Raw genomic sequence first — 16208 nt, forward strand, 5'->3', positions numbered from 1 at the left:
GCCCGGTCACCGGTCGGGCGTGCCCGAAACCGACCGGCCGTCCTCGGGGAGATTCGGGATGACAGCACGCCGTACAACCAACAGACGCTCACAACTGATCGCCTACGTACTGAGTTTGCTCGGCGTGGCCGCCCTGACGGTATCCGGCACCGGCGCGACGGCAGCGTCCGCTGCCCCGCCGCCCACACCGTCCTCGGCGTCCGGCCCGGCCTCGACGATCACATCACTGGGGATCGACGGGACGGCGTGGGCCCTGGACGAGGGGAGCGGGACGTTGCGAGTCCTCGCCGACTCCACGGTCACGGACGCCGAGCTGGCCCGACTCCGCCATGCCGCCGCCCGGTTCGCCGGTGCTGTCACCCTCGAACGGCTCGACGGCCGCCTGCGCACGCTCCTGTCCGGCGGCGACGGCATCCACGCCCCCGGCCGGCGCTGCACCGCGGGCGTCAATGTGCAGAGCGGCTCCACGTATTACTTCATCACCGCCGGACACTGCACCGCGGACCTGCCCACCTGGTACACCAACGCAGCTCTGGACATGGCCGTCGGCCCCACCACCGGCAGCAGCTTCCCCGGCAACGACTTCGGGGTCGTCCGTTACGCCAACGCGTCCGTGCCGCACCCCGGCACCATCGGAACGGTCGACGTGACCGGGACCGCGTCCGCCTACGTCGGTCAACGGGTCTGCACCCGGGGCGCGACGACCGGAGTCCGATGCGGCGTGGTCACCGCCCTCAACGCGTCCGTGAACTACGGCGGCGGTGACATCGTCCACGGGCTGATCCGGACCGACATCTGCGCCGAACCCGGCGACAGCGGCGGTCCGCTGTACGCCGGCGACAAGGTCATCGGCATCCTCTCCGGCGGCTCCGGAAACTGCGCCACGGGAGGAACCTCCTACTACCAGCCGATCCAGGAAGTGCTGAGCGCCTACGGCCTGTCCGTCTACTGACGGCAGGGCCTAGGCCAAGTCGGCCTGACGCGCGCGAGTCACCCCGGGCTGGTCCGGCCACGTGAACGCGTAGTCCGGCTCGCCTCCCCGTACGACCCGTACGAAGCGCAGCAGTTCGCGCACGATGCCCGCGTTGCCCATCGCCCATCCCGGCTGCGGTTCGAGCTCGCTCGGCGTGGCCCGGTGTTCGACGTTGGACCAGCGGGCGCCGTCGGCGTCGCGGGTGGCGTGCGCGGCGAGGTCGGCGGCCAGGAGCCGGGCGAACTCGGGGGAGTCGTCCTGCTCGGCGATGCGGTCGACGGCGAGGGCGAGGACGCCCGCCGTGCCGCAGCAGCGGCCGTTGTTGTCCCAGAAGCCGGGGCGCAACCGGTTCGGCAGGCCGCAGTGCGTGACGGTGTGCCAGCAGCGGTCGGCGAGGGCCGCCCAGGCAGGGTCGGGGGACAGGTCCCGCAGCTGGCGGAAGACCTGGGCGTCGCCGGTGGGGCCGTGGCACCAGCCGTAGTTGTGGCGTTCGACCAGGTCGGGGCGGTGGTGCGGGTCGGAGTGGGGGACGAGAAAGCCATCGGGTCCGCCCTCGTCGCGCGAGACGACATCCGCGGCACCGGCCAGCGCGAGCTCGACCAGGTCCTTGCGGCCGGTCGCGTGGCCGACCGCGGCCAGGCCGTACACGATGCCGAGAGTGCCGTGCGAGATGTGGTGCATACGGCCGGGCGCGCCGGGCCTGTGCTGCCAGTTGACCCCGGCGGGAGTGCGCTCGGCCGTGCGGGCGTACGGCTCCACCGCCAGGACGGCGAGGTCCTCCTGCCCTGTCAGGAGCGCGCCCAGGCCGATCCCGGCGTTGCCGCCCATCAGCTCGAACAGCTCGCCCCAGCGGGTCCCGTCGAAGCGCGAGCGCACGAGCTCCAGGGCCCGGTCCGCGGCGCTGCCGGCGGCGTCGTCGCTAAGGTCGACGTGGACGGCACGCAGCGCGAGGGCCATGCCGGTGCGGCCGAAGTACAGGGAGTCGTCCTCCCAGCTCTCGACGGAGTCCGCCAGCCCGCGGGCCGCGCGCACGGCGGTGTCCGCGTAGGAGTCGTCGCCGAAGTGCCGCCACGCTTCCAGGAGAACCGGGACGACTGAGGCCGTGCCGCTGTAGAGCATGGGGTTGAGCTCGTCGTCGGAGGGCCTGGTCGGCCATATGAGACCGCCGTCCCCGCTGTCACGCCCGGCTGACAGCAGCCACCGAAGGCCGTCAACGGCCAGGGCCTCGACCTCGTCCGGCGTCATGTGCGTCGCCTCCCTCTCCTTGTCGGCGCCCATTCGGGCATGTCCCCTTCGTGGGTCTCAGGCACGCAGTACGAAACATCGCATCCCGCCCGCGTCGAGGTCGTACCACTCACCTCGGTCCCACCCCTCCGTCACGATCGCCACGTCCTGTGCCGTCACCCCGATGTGTCGCCGCTCCTGCGGCAACCGCTCCGCCAGCGGCGTCGTCACCACCCACACCCCGCCCGGCGCCAGCAGCCCCCGCACGCGCTCCGAGACCGCCCTCTTGTCCGACATGAAGGCCAGGACCAGCCGCATCGTCACAAGGTCGAACCGGGTCCGGGGCAGCTTCGCCGCGACGTCGGCCCCGTCCTCGAAGTCCAGGCGTAGCACGCGCAGTCGGGGCTCCAGGTCCGTGTACCGGTCACGGGTCGCCGCCACCGCCGCATCCGCCCAGTCGACGGCGAGCGTGTCGTGGCCGAGGCCGGCGAGCGCGGCGGCGTAGGTGCCGAGCCCGCAGCCGATGTCCAGGGCCCGGGCGCGTGGCCGCATCGCCTCACCGAGCAGCCGCAGTTCCCGCTCCGTGACGCCCCGGAAGCCGCGGCCCCGCGCGAAGTGGTCCTCCCAGCGCGCCCGTTCGACGGGGGTCACGGCTGCCTCAGGAGCCGATTCACCGCACGCCCGAACACATACCGAGCCGTCCGCTCCAGCACACCGTCGGCCACCCCAGGCAGGAACCGCACCCGCACCTCCTCGCGCCACACCACCCGCGCCCGCCCTCCCGGCCCGGGCCGCACCTCGATCTCGGCCCACCCCGTGATCACCCGGCCCCGCTTCTCCAGTCGGCACAGGCCCGGCGAGTCGTCCCCCGGCGGCTGCCACACCGTGACCTCCATGGGGTCGTCGAAGGACAGCGGGCCGACTCCGGAGCGGGCGATGACGAGGGTGCCCGCACGGGTCGGTTCGGGTGGGGTGACCCGGATGCGGGTCAGTGGGACGGCCGCGGCATGGCGGGGCCACTCCGTCAGGCGGCGCCAGGCCTCGTCGAGGGGGAGTGGAACCGTGCGTTCGAGGAGAAAGTTCGCCACGGAACGATCTTAGGGAATCCGAGCTGGTCATCGGCGCAGTCGTATACGCGTCGTGCAGTCGGTCCAGCCGGACGTCGGCGGGCGGACGTACGCGAGGTGAACTCGGCTTCGGCCGCGCCGTCCGCGCCCTACGCTGCCACCTAAGGGCGGGCAATCCGTCCACCTCCCGGGGGAGTTGGTCGTCATGCCACTGAAGACCTACGGCGTACTGATCGGACGAGCGGTCGACACCCGGCGCGAGGGCGCCGACGACACGCCGCACTACCAGATCCACCTCACCGACGATCACGGCACGCAGTACCGCGCCGCCGTCAACGTCCTTTCCCAGCAGCAGCCCTCCGAGCTGCTCTACCTCGTCGCCGAGGACTTCCGGCATCCGATCACGGCCCGTCTGGAGGGGCTGGAGAGCGGCTGGAACACCCTGCCGCCCGGGCCCGGCGGTCCGAACCTCGACTTCGTGCGCGGCAACCTCTTCGACCCGTCCCTGATGCGCAAGCTGCCCCCGGACCTCGAAGGCCCCGACAACGACCTCGCCGACCTCCTCGACCACTCCGTCCGCCGCGCGGTCGCCGACCCGGAGGCCCGCGTGCATCTGTTCGGCGAGCGCTGGGGGCCCGAAGCCAAGGTCAGGGACAAGGTCTTCGGCTTCCTGCCCGGCAACGGCGTCCACGACATCCACATGAACCAGGGCAACAGCCGCCGCTTCCGCGACGACGACGGCGTCTGGCAGGACGGCGGGCTGCTCATCCACTTCCCGGCGCAGTCGCGCTGGGTCGGGATCTTCCTCGCCTTCCAGAGCCAGTCCTGGAAGACGGACGACGTGACCGGCCACGCCATCGAGGACGTCGACGGTTCGCGCCCCGTGCCCGGCAGCCGGCCCGTCCGTATCGTCGCCGCCCTCGTCAACCCGCGCGGCCCCGCCCCCGAGGCCGAGACGGTGACCCTCCTCAACGCCTCGCCCGCCCCGGTCGACCTCACCGGCTGGCACCTCCAGGACCGGGTGGGCCGGCTGTCCGCCGTGCCGCCGGGACCGCTCGCGGCCGGCGCCTGCCTCACCGTCCGCCTGAGCGGTGGCGCCCAACTCGGCAACCACGGCGGCGAGATCAGCCTCCTCGACGCCAAGAGGCTGAAGGCGGACGGGGTTTCGTACACCGCCGATCTGGCAGGGCAGGAGGGGTGGTCGGTCGTCTTCTCCGCACGCTGATCCACCGCTCCCCGCATCGCCTTCACCCCACCGCTTTCACCTCACCCGGTGAGACGGCTCACCGGTACACCTTCCCGGGCTCGGCCTTCCCCGGCGCGAGCAGCTGCGGGACGGTCACGAACACGAACCCGCGCTTCTTCAGCGCGTCGATGATCCCGGGCACCGCCGGCACGGTGCCGTCGTAGATGTCGTGCAGCAGGATGATCCCGTCCCGGTCGGTCTGGTCCAGGACACGCTGCTCTATGAGCTTGGAGTCATTGGTCTTGTAGTCCTTGGCCGTCACGCTCCACAGGACCTCCGACATCCCCAACTCGCGGCAGACGTCGTGCACCGTGTCGTTCGTACGGCCCTGAGGCGGGCGCATCAGGGTGGGGCGCCGCCCGGTGAGGCGCTCTATCTCCTTGTTGGGGCGCTCTATCTCCTCGCGTATCTCGTCGGCGTCCAGGTCCGTGAGTCTCTCGTGGTCCCAGGTGTGGTTGGCCACCTCATGGCCCTCGTCGGCCATCCGCCTGACCAGCTCCGGGTACTTCTCGATGTGCCGCTTGCCGAGCAGGAAGAAGGTCGCCGGAACCTTCTCCTCCTTCAGGATGTCGAGCAGTCGTGCGGAGTGTTCGCTCGGGCCGGCGTCGAAGGTCAGCGCGACGCACTTGGCCTCGCGGCAGTCGACGCTGCCGATGCGGGCCTGGACGGTGGAGGAGGCCTGGGCCCGGGCGGTGCTGGGTGACGTGGTGTCCAGGCGCACGTACTGCGTGAACGCCACCAAGGAAGCGGCCGCCACCAGAACGGCGGCGGCAGACAACCAAGCCCACGACTTTTTCATCTTCTTGATCGGAATGATCGGAAAAGGCATGTCGCGACTATACATGGCGGGTATACTCGCCATGTATAGAGGGCGTTCATAGGGTCTGAACTGCAGATTCCGCCGGTTTTACTGGGCGTGGAACGTGGCGTCCGCCCGATCCGTCGCCGTGCTCGGCGCCTGGACCACCAGCAGGTAGTCGTGGTGCCGCACGTAGCGCCCGGCGTAGTTGTACGACTCGTACGAGACTCCCGCCGCGTCGGAGAGCCCGGCCCGCTTGTAGAAGCTGGCGTCGGACGCGAACTGCGCCGTGCCGTCGCTCTTCTCCAGCCACACCTCGAAGTTCTTGTGCCGCAGGTAGTACCCGGGGAAGTTGGCCGACTCCAGCGACACCGTGCCGCTGCCGGTCAGGCCGGTGACGACGCGGAACTGCGAGTCCGCGAGCGGGGAGACGCCGGCCTCGATGCGGGCGCGGTACTCCCAGTGCCGGACGAACCGGTCCGCGAAGTTGTACGAGGAGAAGCGCTGGGGCGTGACACCGTCGGCCACCGGGATGCCGAAGTCCGGGGTGCCGTCGGCCTTCCAGTACAGCTTCTGGACGCGGGTGCGGCGGTTGGGGTCGTTGAGCGGGTCTCCGGTGATGTCCTTGTAGCTGCGGTCGTGGTAGACGAGGATGTCGCTCCTGCCGTCCTCGGAGACGGTGAAGGAGTTGTGGCCCGGCCCGTACTGGCTGGTGGCGGCGTTGCTGGTGAACACCGGCGTGGAACTCTTGGCCCAGCTCGCCGCGTTGAGCAGGTCGGCGCTCGCGGAGGCGGACAGCAGCCCCAGGCAGTAGTTGCTGTCGGTGGCGCTCGCCGAGTACGACATGAAGACCTTGCCACCGTGCTGGATCACCGCCGGGCCCTCGTTGACCTTGTAGCCGACGGTCTCCCAGGAGTAGGTGGGCCGCGACAGCATCACCGGAGTGCCGGTGATGGTCCAGGGGTTGGTCATCCTCGCCAGGTAGATGTCCGTGTTGTTGTTCACGGACGGGTCGCGCTGGGCCCAGGCCAGATAGCGCACGCCGCCCACGACGAAGGTCGTGGCGTCCAGGGAGAAGCTCTCCCACTGGGTCCTGATCTGCCCCTTCTCCGTCCAGGTGGCGGTCAGCGGGTTGGCGCCGGTGCCCTCCAGGACGTACATCCGGATCGCCCACACGTCGCTGGTGGCGCCGGCGGCGAAGTAGACGTACCACTTGCCGTCGATGAAGTGGATTTCCGGCGCCCAGATGTGCGCGCCCATCACGCCGCTGGTGTGCTTGGTCCAGATGGTGACCTCCGGGGCCGTCGAAAGGCCCTGGACGGTCGTCGCCCGGCGCAGCACGATGCGGTCGTACTCGGGCACGGTCGCGGTGAAGTAGTAGTAGCCGTCGGTGTGTTTGAAGATGTGCGGGTCGGCCCGCTTCTCCGCGATCGGGTTGGTGTAGGTCACGGCGGGGGAGTCCGGTACGGCCGCCTGGGCGGCCGGAGCGGGTCCGGCGAGGCAGGCCGCCAGGACGACGAGGACGGCCATGAGCAACCGTACGGCTATGCGTCTCAAGGGAGTTCTCCAGAAGTGCGGGTGATCAGGTGGTGGGGACCAGGCGCCACTGCTGGCAGTTGTTGTTGAGCCACGTCCACTGCCGTACGTCCGCGCCGTTCGCGGCGGAGCAGTCGGCCACGTCGGCGACCTTGCCGGTGGCCTCGTTGACGATCCGGACGTAGTCTCCGCCGGCCGTGAACACGAGCCGGTGGCGCTGGCACTTGTTGTCCAGCCAGGACCACTGCCGGATGTCGGCGCCGTCGGAGGCGGAGCAGTCGGCGACGTCCATCACCTTGCCGGTGGCGACGTTGACCAGCCGGTTGGTGTCGTCGCCGAGGTCCTCGACCTTCCACTTCTGGTTGGCCCCGCCGGTACAGGTCCACTGGAAGATGTTGGCGCCGTCGGCGGTGCTGCCGCCGTTCACGTCCAGGCACTTGCCGCTGTTGCGGTTGACGAGGGTGTACGACGTCGGCGTCGCGGCCGTCTCGCCGGACGGGCCGGGCAGCGTGCTGCCGAGGGCGACGGGGGTGCCGAAGTTCGGGGTGCCGTCGGCGTTCCAGGTGAACTCCTGGGCCCGGGTGGTGCGTCCGTTGCCGCAGCCGCCGCCGGACGAGGAGTTGGCGTGGTAGACGATCCAGTTCTCGGTGCCGTCGGGCGAGGTGAAGAAGCCGTTGTGGCCGGGGCCGTAGGCGCCGTTCGCGTCATTGCGCTGGAAGACCGGCGTCTGCTTCTTGGTCCAGGAGGCGGGGTTCAGCGGATCCGAGCCGGTCAGCTCCAGTTGGCCGAGCTTGTAGTCGGCGGTGTTGCAGTAGCTGGCCGAGTACGTGAGGAAGGTGCGGCCGTTGTGGTAGAGCGGTTCCGGGGCCTCGTTGACGGGTATGCCGGACCGCTCCCAGCCCAGGGTCGGGCTGGAGATGATCGTGAAGGTGCTGCTCGCCAGGGTGTACGGGTTGCTCAGCGGCGCGATGACCAGGCTCTGCGTACTGCCGTTGATGAAGCCGCTGCCGACCAGGTACAGCTTGTTGTCGGCCTGCAGCACACTCGCGTCGATCAGCCAGCCGCCCGGTGTGAGGTTGGAGCCGGTGAGCGAGCCCTTGTAGGTGTACGGGCCCATCGGGTCCGTGCCGGCGCTCTCCAGTACATGCGTGCGCTGCGAGTCGCAGCACGCCACACCGCCCTGTCCTGCCGAGTAGTACACGTACCAGCGGCCGTTGAAGAGATGCATCTCCGGCGCCCAGATGTTGGTGTTGCGGGTCGACGTGGTGTCCGACCACACCTGCACGTTCGGCGCGGTGGCCAGACCCGCGAGAGTCGGCGACTTGCGGATGCCGAGGATGCCGGTGAACGTCGTGGTGATCAGGTAGTAGTTGCCGTCGTGGTACTGCAGCCAGGGGTCGGCGCCCTTGAACGACTTCAGCGGGTTCGTGTACGGGCGGCCGTCCGCCGCGGACGCCGGTTGCGTGGTCGCCACCAGGGCCAACAGTGCGGCGAGCACGCACAGGATGAGTGATCTGCGGCGTCTCCTGAGGGGTGTACGAGACATCCGAGGCATACGAGACCGTCCCTGTCCGTAATGTCGAACGAAGTTCGTGATTCCGATCGTGATTGGGACAGAAGATAGAAGTGGGCCATGTCCCCGTCAACGGTTTCGTCATCCACGCCGCACAAACCCGCGTGCGGACGCATGCCCGGCGTGGCCGGCCGACGATGCGCTTGCCCGTTCAGGTGATGAACCGACCGATGCGCCACCAGCAGGCCAATTGCCCCCGTATCCAGTGCACATGGACAATCACCGCGCGCCCGTCGGCTCAACTTCCTTCTCCCGACGGCGGTTCACGGCCGCAACCACCACGACGGCCGCCCTGGCCGCGTTGACCCCGACCGCGGCCGCCGCCGCGCCCGCCGTTCCCCAACAGGCCCCCGGGCGACCGCGATCCACCACCGACTGGGACACCTGCCTGGCCGTCGCACGCGCCCTGCTGGTCGTCGACGAACACGACAAGCCGCTCGTCCCGGGGTACCGGAAGATCCTCGACTCCGGGCTGCCGCGCGCGAAGACGAAGACGGCCAAGAGAATCCTCGTCATCGGTGCCGGACCGGCCGGTCTCGTCGCCGCCTGGCTCCTCAAGCGGGCCGGACACCGGGTCACGCTCGTCGAGGCCAACGGCAACCGCGTCGGCGGCCGCATCAAGACGTTCCGCACCGGCGGCCACGAGCAGGCGGCCCAGGCGTTCGCCGACCCCGACCAGTACGCGGAGGCCGGCGCCATGCGCATCCCCGGCAGCCACCCGCTGGTGATGACCCTGATCGACCAACTCGACGTGAAACGCCGCCGGTTCCACCTCGTCGACGTCGACGGCGAGGGCAAGCCCGTCAACAACGCCTGGCTGCACGTCAACGGCGTCCGCGTACGCCGCTCCGCGTACGCGAAGTCACCCCGCAGGATCAACCGCTCCTTCGGCGTCCCGCGCGAGTACTGGGACACGCCGTCCGGCACCATCCTGCGCCGCGCCCTGGACCCCGTACGCGACGAGTTCAGCACCGTCGGCCCGGACGGCAAGCGCGTCGACAAGCCGATGCCGGAGCGGGTCAAAGGCTGGGCGCGGGTCGTGCAGAAGTACGGCGACTGGTCGATGTACCGGTTCCTGACCGAGGAGGCGGGCTTCGACGAGCGGACCATCGACCTGATCGGCACGCTGGAGAACCTCACCTCACGGCTGCCGCTCTCCTTCATCCACAGCTTCATCAGCCAGTCCCTGATCAGCCCCGACACCGAGTTCTGGGAGCTGATCGGCGGCACCGCGACGCTTCCGGACGCGCTGCTCGAGGAGGTCGCCGACGTCCTGCGCCTGGACCGGCGCGCGACCCACATCGAGTACTGGGCACCGGACCGGCCCGGGGCCGACGACACCTCCCACGTCCACGCCAAGGGCCCGCACGTCTGGATCGACACGGTCTCCGAGGGACGCGACGGCAAGGTGGTGCGCGAGGAGTTCACCGGCGACCTCGCGATCGTCACCGTGCCGTTCTCGGGGCTCCGGCACGTGCAGGTCAGCCCGCTGATGTCGTACAAGAAGCGGCGCGCGGTCGCCGAGCTGCACTACGACAGCGCGACCAAGGTGCTCCTCGAATTCGGCCTGCGCTGGTGGGAGTTCACCGAGGCCGACTGGAAACGGGAGCTCGACGCCGTACGGCCCGGGCTCCACGACGACTACCGCAAGGGCAGGGCCCCGGCCGACGGCAGCCTCCTGGGCGCCCACCCGTCCGTCCCGGACGGCCACATCAGCGACGCCCAGCGCGCCCACTACGCCGCCAACCGCTGGGCCACCCGCGACCAGCCCGAGGCCGCGCACATCATCGGCGGCGGCTCGGTCTCCGACAACTCCAACCGCTTCATGATCAACCCGTCCCACCCGATCGAGGGCGGCAAGGGCGGCGTCGTCCTCGCCTCCTACAGCTGGGCCGACGATGCCTCCCGCTGGGACTCCCTCGACGAGGACGCCCGCTACCCGCACGCGCTGCGGGGCCTGCAACAGGTCTACGGCCAGCGCGTCGAGGTCTTCTACACCGGCGCCGGGCGCACCCAGAGCTGGCTGCGCGACCCGTACGCGTACGGCGAGGCGTCCGTGCTGCTGCCCGGCCAGCACACGGAGTTGCTGGAAGCCATCCGCGCCGCCGAGGGGCCGCTCCACTTCGCCGGGGACCACACCTCGGTGAAGCCGTCGTGGATCGAGGGCGCCCTCGAATCCGGGGTGCGGGCCGCGTTGGAGGCGCACGCGGACTGAGCCCCCTACGGGCCGCGCGGACCCCGCGGGGTCACGCGGCATCCGCCTGGGCCCTGGCCCGTACCGCGTCGGCCGGATCCCAGCCCCGGCGCGGTACGGAGGCCAGCAGGAGGCGGGTGTACGGGTCCTCGGGCGCACCGAGGACCCGGTCCGTCGGGCCCTGCTCGACCACTCTGCCGCGCCGCATCACCACCGTCTCGTCGGTGATGTGCCGGACGACGGCCAGGTCATGGCTGACGAACACCAGGGCCACCCCCGTGTCCCGCCGGATCTCGCCGAGCAGGTGGAGGATCTGCGCCTGGATCGACACGTCCAGCGCGGCGACCGCCTCGTCCAGGACGAGAACACGCGGATCGACGGCGAGGGCCCGCGCGATGGCCAGGCGCTGGCACTGACCGCCGGACAACTCGTGCGGGCGCGCCCCCGCCTCCCGGGCGCCGAGGCCCACCTGGTCCAGGAGGTCGGCGATCCGCCGGTCGTCGGCATCGCGGCCGTGCAGCCGCAGGGCGGTGCGCAGGCACTGGCGGGCGGTGAGGCGCGGATCGAGGGAGACGTACGGATCCTGGAAGACCATCTGGATCTCGCGGGCGCGGGCGAGGCGGTGCGCCCGCCTCCGACTCGGGGACGGCGGCCGGGCGGCACGGTTCCGGCCGTCCACCGCGACCGTGCCGGCGTCCGGCCGCACCAGGCCGACCAGCATGCGGGCGACGGTGCTCTTGCCCGACCCGGACTCACCGACCACACCGAGTGAGCCGCCGCGCGGGACGATGAAGGAGACCTGGTCTGCGGCGGTGAGGCGGTCGCCGCCGGGCAGCCGGTAGGTCTTGGTCAGGCCGTCGGCCACGAGCAAGGACGCCTCGGGCCGGGTGTCGGTCGTGGTCACGGCGTGCTCCTGTCGGCCGGGGAGGACGGGGCGACGGCCGGTCGTGAATCGGCGGATGCCCCGTCGCGGTCGGTGTCCGGGCCGGGGTCGTGTGCGCAGGGCAGGTCGGGGAGGCGGCGGCAGATGCCTTGCCTGCCGTCGTCGGCCGTACGCACAGACGCCTCGGGTCGGGTCTCGGTCGCGGTCATGCTGTGCTCCTCTTGGCCAGGGGCGCCGACGGGACGGTGGCGAGTGGCGGCTCGGTGGGCTCCTCGGACAGGTCGGCGAGCCTTCGGCACGAGGCGGTCCCGCCGCCCGGGACCGCGACCGGCTCCGGGAGCCAGGTGGTGCACTCCGGCTCGGCGTGCTCGCAGCGCGTCGCGAAGGGGCAGCCCGTGAACGCGTCGGACAGGGACGGGGGGCGACCGGGGATCGGCTGCAACGCCCGTTCGGTGTCGCCGAGTTCGGGGGAGCAGGCGAGCAGGCCGCGGGTGTACGGATGCCGGGCACGGGTGAAGAGGCGCTCGGCGTCCTGCTGCTCGACGACGCGGCCCCCGTACATGACGTACACGCGGTCGCAGAACGCGGCGGCGAGATGCAGGTCGTGGGTGATGAACAGCATCCCCAGGTCCCGTTCCTCGCGCAGGGTGCGCAGCAGGGCGAGGATCTCCGCCTGGGTGGTGACGTCGAGCGCGCTGGTGGACTCGTCGGCCAGCAGCAGCCGAGGCTCGGCGGCGAGGGCCCCGGCGATGACCACCCGCTGGAGCATTCCCCCGGACATTTCGTGCGGCCGTTGACGAAAGCGCCGCTCGGGGTCGGACAGGCCCACGGCGCCGAGGAGTTCGACGGCCTTCTCGCGCGCCGCGCGCCGGTCGCCCGCGCGGCCCGCGCGAACCAGGCGTTCGACGAGGAAGTCGCCGATCCGGCGCACCGGGTTGAGGGCGGAGCGTGGGTCCTGGTGGACCATCGCGACCGTGCCGGCCCGGTGTTCGCGCAGCCCGGCCCCGCTCAGGCCGAGCACGTCCGTGCCGTCGACCAGCACACGGCCGGTGACCGTCGCCTCCTCGGGCGTCAGCCGCAGCGCCGTCTTCGCGGTGGTGGACTTGCCCGAGCCGGACTCGCCGACGAGGCCGACGGTCTCCCCGGAGCCGACCCGCAGACTCACGTCGGCGAGCAGGGGCCGGGCCGCACGCGGCAGGCCCAGGGTCAGGTTCTGGATGTCGAGCAGCATCGCGGGCTACCTCCTGGCGCCGAGCCGGTCGGCGGCCCAGACCCCGACCACGTTGAAGGCCACCACGACGGCGGCGATGGCGGTGCCCGGCACCAGCGCGGGCAGCAGGGCGCCCTGGACGATGGCGGCCTGGCCCTCCTGGACCATCAACCCCCAGTCGGAACTGGGTGGTTGGGAACCGAACCCCAGATAGCTGAGAGTGGCCAGGCTCATCAGGGCCTCGCCGAACAGCACGACGAGGTACCCGACGATCGACCGGGCGAGGCCCGGCACCAGATGCCGTACGCAGATGCGCAGACCGCCCATGCCCTGGACGCGATAGGCGTCGACGTACGGCTTGGACCGCTCGGCCAGCGCCACACTGCGGGTGTACTTGGCGATGGTCGGCGCGAACGCGAGACCCAGGCCCAGGACCGACGTGGTGATACCCGCGCCGAACACGGCGATGATCAGCACGACGAACAGCAGGCCGGGGAAGGCGTACATCACGTCCGTCACCCGTGACACGAGCGTGTCCACCCAGCCGCCGCGCCAGGCGGCGACCGTGCCCAGGGTGACGCCGAGCAGCGCGGCGATGGCCAGCAGCGCGAGCGGGGCGATCAGGCTGGTACGGGCGCCGTACAGGACCCGCGAGAGCAGGTCCTGCCCGGAGGCGTCGGTGCCGAGCAGGTGGTCGCCGGTGGTGCCGATCAGGGAGGACGACAGGTCCACGGCGTCGGGCGCGTACGGCGCGAGCAGCGGGGCGAAGGCGGCGGCCAGGACGACGAGGGCCAGGAAGCCGGCCCCGACGATCACGAGGACGGGACGGCGGCGGGCGCGCCTGCGGCGGGCCGGGAGCAGCACATCGGCGGATACGGTGGTCATGCGGGGCTCCTCATGGCCTTCAGGCGTGGGTCGAGCAGCGGGTGCACGAGGTCCACGAGGGTGGTGACGAGGATGTAGCAGGCGACCATCAGCAGCAGCACCGCCTGGGCGACCGGGAAGTCATGGCTGTTCACGGCACCGACCAGCAGCGAGCCGATGCCGCTCAGGCCGAAGACGGTCTCGATCGCCACCGTGCCGGCCAGCATCCCCGCGGTGACCAGGCCGCACATGGTGACGACCGGGCCCAGCGCGTTGCGCAGCACGTGTCGGCGGATGATCTGCCGCTCCGGCAGCCCGGCCGCGCGGGCCACCTCGACATGGTCGGCCGAGCCCGCGTCGACCATCGCCTGCCGGGTGACCCGGGAGATGACGGCCACCGCGCCGAGCGCCATGGCGAGGGCGGGCAGCGTCAGATGGTGCAGCGTCCCGCCGAAGCCCTCGCCGCTGCCCGTCACCGGGAACCAGCCCAGCCGCACCCCGAAGAAGGCGACCAGTGCGATGCCGCCCACGAACGAGGGAACGGAGGCGGTGAGCGTGGTGGTGCCGACGACGGCGGAGTCCACCCAACTGCCGCGCCGGACCGCGGCGAGCACTCCGGCGCCGACCCCCAGGACGACGAACAGGACCGTGGCGTAGCCGACCAGCGCGAGCGTCGTCGGGAAGCGGGACGTCAGCAGGTCGGAGACCTGGTCGCCGTACTGGAAGGAGCGGCCGAGGTCGAGGTGGAGGCAGTCCCACAGCCAGCGGCCGTACTGGACGACCAGCGGCTCGTCGAGGTGGTACTGCTCCCGCACGGCGGCCAGCCGCTCCGGGGTGAGCTTGTCGCGGCCCCCCGCCAGGAACACGGCGGGGTCGCCGGGAGCTGCGTACACGGCGGCGAAGATGACGAAGGACGAGGCCAGCAGCGTGGCCAGCAGTCCCGCCAGCCGCCGTCCGATCGAGGCGAACATCGGTGCTCAGCCCTTCTTCGCGCCGAGCTTCGCGGCCCAGGGGTGGTAGAGGTACGCCATCGAGGCGGGCGGACCGGTCAGCTTGTCGTCGATGACGAGCGCCGTGGGCACCTGCGCGACGGGGATCCACACGGCCGCGTCCGCGAACTGCCGCTGCACGTCGATCGCGAGGGCGGCGCGCTTGGCGTCGTCCAGGGTGCGCAGGCCCTCCTGGAGCTTGGCGTCGTAGGCCGAACTCCTGAACCCGACCCAGTTGTTGGAACTGTCCGACAGAGCGTTGTCGTAGAAGCCCAGCGGGTCGCTCTTGGAGATGTACCAGTCGGCCACCAGGACGTCGATGTCGGCGCGGGCTTCCTTGTCGCCGTAGAACTCGCCGTACTGGGCGGCCGGGACGGTCTTGATCCGGGCCTCGAGCCCGATCTGCGTGAGCGCGGCGCGCACGGCGTTGGCGATGACCATACGGCCCTGGCTGCTGTCGGTACCGATGACGATCGGCTCGTCGGGCGCCTTCCCGGCGCTCTTCACCAGCTCCTTCGCCTTCGCGAGGTCGTCCGCGTCCGGGCTGGCCGGGGCATCGGTGAGCTGCTTCTGCGCGGCGGCGAAGGTGGCCTTCTCATAGCCCCAGGCGCCGGAGCCGACCGGGGTGGCCCAGGGTTCGACCAGGCCGCCGTAGCCGGACTTGGCGATGCCCGAGCGGTCCAGGGCGAGGGAGAGGGCCTTGCGGATGCCGGGGTCGGCGAGGCCGCCGCGCTCGGTCGGGATGAGCGCGAGGGTGGAGGTGCTCGGGCCGAAGTACTCGTCGAGGCCCTTCTTGCCGCGCAGGGCGGCCGCGGTGCCTATGTTGTCGGCGTAGGTGCCGTCGGCCGCTCCGGTGGCGAGCGCGTTGACCATCGCGCTGTCGTCGGCCCAGCGGAAGACGACCTTGCCGGTGAGCGGCTTCTCGCCCCAGTAGGAGTCGGCGCGGGTCAGCGTGATCGAGTCGCCGGACTTCCAGCCGGACAGCTCGTACGGCCCGGAACAGGCGTCACCCTGACCGGGCGTCCCGAACTCCTTGCCGGCCTTCTCCACCTGCTCCCGGTTGTAGACGAGCCCGGCGTCACCGGCCAGCGCCTTGGTGAACAGGGCGTCGGGCTCCTTGAAGGTGATCGTGATCTCGTCCTCGCCGGTCTTGCGTATGGCGGAGACGTTGGCGAACTCGTCCGACTGTTCCATCTCCGGTGCCGCGTGCCGCTTCAGGCTGAACAGGACGTCGTCCGCCGTCATCCTCGAGCCGTCGTGGAAGGTGACGTCGTCGCGCAGGGTGAGGACCAGGTGGGTCGCGTCGGGGCGGGCGGTCTGCCGGGCGAGGAAGGGGCGTACGGACATGTCGGGCTGGAGCTGGTAGAGGCGCTCGCAGACGTTGGTGAGCACGGTGCGGCCTGCGCTGCCGCCCTGGGTGTCGAGGTCCAGGGAGTCCGGCTCGTCCTCCAGCAGCCAGTTCACGGCGGCGACGGGCCCGGCGGCCTGCGGGGTGGTGGGCGTGAGTCTGAGGTCGGCGGCGTCGGCGGACTTGCCGCCGCTCGCGGAGGTGCCGGTGGTGGCACCGCTGCATGCGGCGAGCAGGGCCATCGCCCCGGCGACACCGGCGGCGGTCGTGGCGGTCCTGAGCTTCATTGCGGGGGCTCCTGA

Annotated in this window: 15 protein-coding genes; 3 read left to right on the forward strand and 12 right to left on the reverse strand. The window is 71.0% G+C overall.

Going from position 1 to position 16208, the window contains the following annotated elements; genetic code table 11:
* Positions 1-58 precede the first annotated feature (58 nt).
* On the forward strand, positions 59-952 hold the full coding sequence (locus ACZ7M7_RS23910) for a S1 family peptidase (protein ID WP_472120097.1): 894 nt from the start codon (positions 59-61) through the stop codon (positions 950-952).
* A 9-nt stretch (positions 953-961) separates the two neighbouring features.
* On the opposite strand, the gene ACZ7M7_RS23915 is transcribed toward ACZ7M7_RS23910, so the two are convergent.
* From ACZ7M7_RS23915 to ACZ7M7_RS23925, 3 genes are read right to left on the reverse strand one after another with little or no spacing between them, the layout of a single operon-like run.
* On the reverse strand, positions 962-2251 hold the full coding sequence (locus tag ACZ7M7_RS23915; RefSeq protein WP_472120099.1) for a lanthionine synthetase LanC family protein: 1290 nt from the start codon (positions 2249-2251) through the stop codon (positions 962-964).
* A gap of 24 nt (positions 2252-2275) precedes the next feature.
* Positions 2276-2848, reverse strand: coding sequence for a class I SAM-dependent methyltransferase (locus ACZ7M7_RS23920; RefSeq protein WP_472120101.1), 573 nt, complete (start codon positions 2846-2848; stop codon positions 2276-2278).
* Positions 2845-3285, reverse strand: a complete 441-nt coding sequence (locus tag ACZ7M7_RS23925; protein WP_472120103.1) for an SRPBCC family protein — start codon at positions 3283-3285, stop codon at positions 2845-2847. The genes ACZ7M7_RS23920 and ACZ7M7_RS23925 overlap by 4 nt, the downstream gene beginning before the upstream one ends.
* Before the next feature lie 184 nt (positions 3286-3469).
* On the opposite strand from ACZ7M7_RS23925, the gene ACZ7M7_RS23930 reads away from it, so the two are divergent.
* Entirely contained in the window at positions 3470-4489 is a 1020-nt protein-coding gene (locus tag ACZ7M7_RS23930; RefSeq protein WP_472120105.1) for a DUF2278 family protein, read from the forward strand.
* 58 nt (positions 4490-4547) lie between these two features.
* On the opposite strand, the gene ACZ7M7_RS23935 is transcribed toward ACZ7M7_RS23930, so the two are convergent.
* From ACZ7M7_RS23935 to ACZ7M7_RS23945, 3 genes are all read right to left on the reverse strand, one after another.
* Positions 4548-5339, reverse strand: a complete 792-nt coding sequence (locus tag ACZ7M7_RS23935) for a polysaccharide deacetylase family protein (protein ID WP_472120107.1) — start codon at positions 5337-5339, stop codon at positions 4548-4550.
* A gap of 78 nt (positions 5340-5417) precedes the next feature.
* Positions 5418-6839 carry a family 43 glycosylhydrolase gene (locus tag ACZ7M7_RS23940; protein WP_472120273.1) on the reverse strand — a complete coding sequence of 474 codons (1422 nt, stop codon included), beginning with the start codon at positions 6837-6839 and terminating at the stop codon, positions 5418-5420.
* A 52-nt stretch (positions 6840-6891) separates the two neighbouring features.
* Positions 6892-8391 (reverse strand): family 43 glycosylhydrolase, encoded by a 1500-nt coding sequence (locus ACZ7M7_RS23945; protein WP_383622836.1) that lies wholly within the window; start codon positions 8389-8391, stop codon positions 6892-6894.
* A 238-nt stretch (positions 8392-8629) separates the two neighbouring features.
* Here ACZ7M7_RS23945 and ACZ7M7_RS23950 point away from each other — a divergent pair, with 238 nt between their 5' ends.
* Complete coding sequence (locus ACZ7M7_RS23950; protein WP_472120109.1) at positions 8630-10633, forward strand: flavin monoamine oxidase family protein; 2004 nt, start codon at positions 8630-8632, stop codon at positions 10631-10633.
* 31 nt (positions 10634-10664) lie between these two features.
* Here the strand turns inward: ACZ7M7_RS23950 and ACZ7M7_RS23955 are convergent, their stop codons facing one another.
* Genes ACZ7M7_RS23955 through ACZ7M7_RS23980 form a run of 6 tightly spaced genes read right to left on the reverse strand, consistent with a single transcriptional unit; the run spans position 10665 to position 16193 of the window.
* A complete protein-coding gene (locus ACZ7M7_RS23955) occupies positions 10665-11516 on the reverse strand; it encodes an ABC transporter ATP-binding protein (protein WP_472120111.1) in 852 nt (283 codons plus the stop codon).
* On the reverse strand, positions 11513-11704 hold the full coding sequence (locus ACZ7M7_RS23960) for a hypothetical protein (protein ID WP_383622827.1): 192 nt from the start codon (positions 11702-11704) through the stop codon (positions 11513-11515). Before ACZ7M7_RS23960 ends, ACZ7M7_RS23955 begins: the two co-directional genes overlap by 4 nt.
* Positions 11701-12726: an ABC transporter ATP-binding protein gene (locus tag ACZ7M7_RS23965; protein WP_472120113.1), complete on the reverse strand. Its 1026-nt coding sequence runs from the start codon at positions 12724-12726 to the stop codon at positions 11701-11703. The genes ACZ7M7_RS23960 and ACZ7M7_RS23965 overlap by 4 nt, the downstream gene beginning before the upstream one ends.
* Positions 12727-12732: 6 nt before the next feature.
* Entirely contained in the window at positions 12733-13590 is an 858-nt protein-coding gene (locus ACZ7M7_RS23970; RefSeq protein WP_472120115.1) for an ABC transporter permease, read from the reverse strand.
* Positions 13587-14540: an ABC transporter permease gene (locus ACZ7M7_RS23975; protein WP_472120117.1), complete on the reverse strand. Its 954-nt coding sequence runs from the start codon at positions 14538-14540 to the stop codon at positions 13587-13589. Before ACZ7M7_RS23975 ends, ACZ7M7_RS23970 begins: the two co-directional genes overlap by 4 nt.
* 6 nt (positions 14541-14546) lie before the next feature.
* The gene (locus ACZ7M7_RS23980) at positions 14547-16193 is read right to left on the reverse strand and encodes an ABC transporter substrate-binding protein (RefSeq protein WP_472120119.1); all 1647 of its coding nucleotides are present in this window, start codon (positions 16191-16193) and stop codon (positions 14547-14549) included.
* Positions 16194-16208 lie beyond the last annotated feature (15 nt).

The sequence above is a fragment of the Streptomyces sp. NPDC111606 genome (assembly GCF_055656945.1).

Coding starts and splice junctions, on each gene's coding strand:
- ACZ7M7_RS23975 (WP_472120117.1), bottom strand. CDS start 14,540: ATGTTCGCCTCGATCGGACGGCGGCTGGCGGGACTGCTGGCCACGCTG.
- ACZ7M7_RS23980 (WP_472120119.1), bottom strand. CDS start 16,193: ATGAAGCTCAGGACCGCCACGACCGCCGCCGGTGTCGCCGGGGCGATG.
- ACZ7M7_RS23960 (WP_383622827.1), bottom strand. CDS start 11,704: ATGACCGCGACCGAGACCCGACCCGAGGCGTCTGTGCGTACGGCCGAC.
- ACZ7M7_RS23940 (WP_472120273.1), bottom strand. CDS start 6,839: ATGGCCGTCCTCGTCGTCCTGGCGGCCTGCCTCGCCGGACCCGCTCCG.
- ACZ7M7_RS23930 (WP_472120105.1), top strand. CDS start 3,470: ATGCCACTGAAGACCTACGGCGTACTGATCGGACGAGCGGTCGACACC.
- ACZ7M7_RS23915 (WP_472120099.1), bottom strand. CDS start 2,251: ATGGGCGCCGACAAGGAGAGGGAGGCGACGCACATGACGCCGGACGAG.
- ACZ7M7_RS23935 (WP_472120107.1), bottom strand. CDS start 5,339: ATGCCTTTTCCGATCATTCCGATCAAGAAGATGAAAAAGTCGTGGGCT.
- ACZ7M7_RS23970 (WP_472120115.1), bottom strand. CDS start 13,590: ATGACCACCGTATCCGCCGATGTGCTGCTCCCGGCCCGCCGCAGGCGC.
- ACZ7M7_RS23965 (WP_472120113.1), bottom strand. CDS start 12,726: ATGCTGCTCGACATCCAGAACCTGACCCTGGGCCTGCCGCGTGCGGCC.
- ACZ7M7_RS23950 (WP_472120109.1), top strand. CDS start 8,630: ATGGACAATCACCGCGCGCCCGTCGGCTCAACTTCCTTCTCCCGACGG.
- ACZ7M7_RS23945 (WP_383622836.1), bottom strand. CDS start 8,391: ATGTCTCGTACACCCCTCAGGAGACGCCGCAGATCACTCATCCTGTGC.
- ACZ7M7_RS23910 (WP_472120097.1), top strand. CDS start 59: ATGACAGCACGCCGTACAACCAACAGACGCTCACAACTGATCGCCTAC.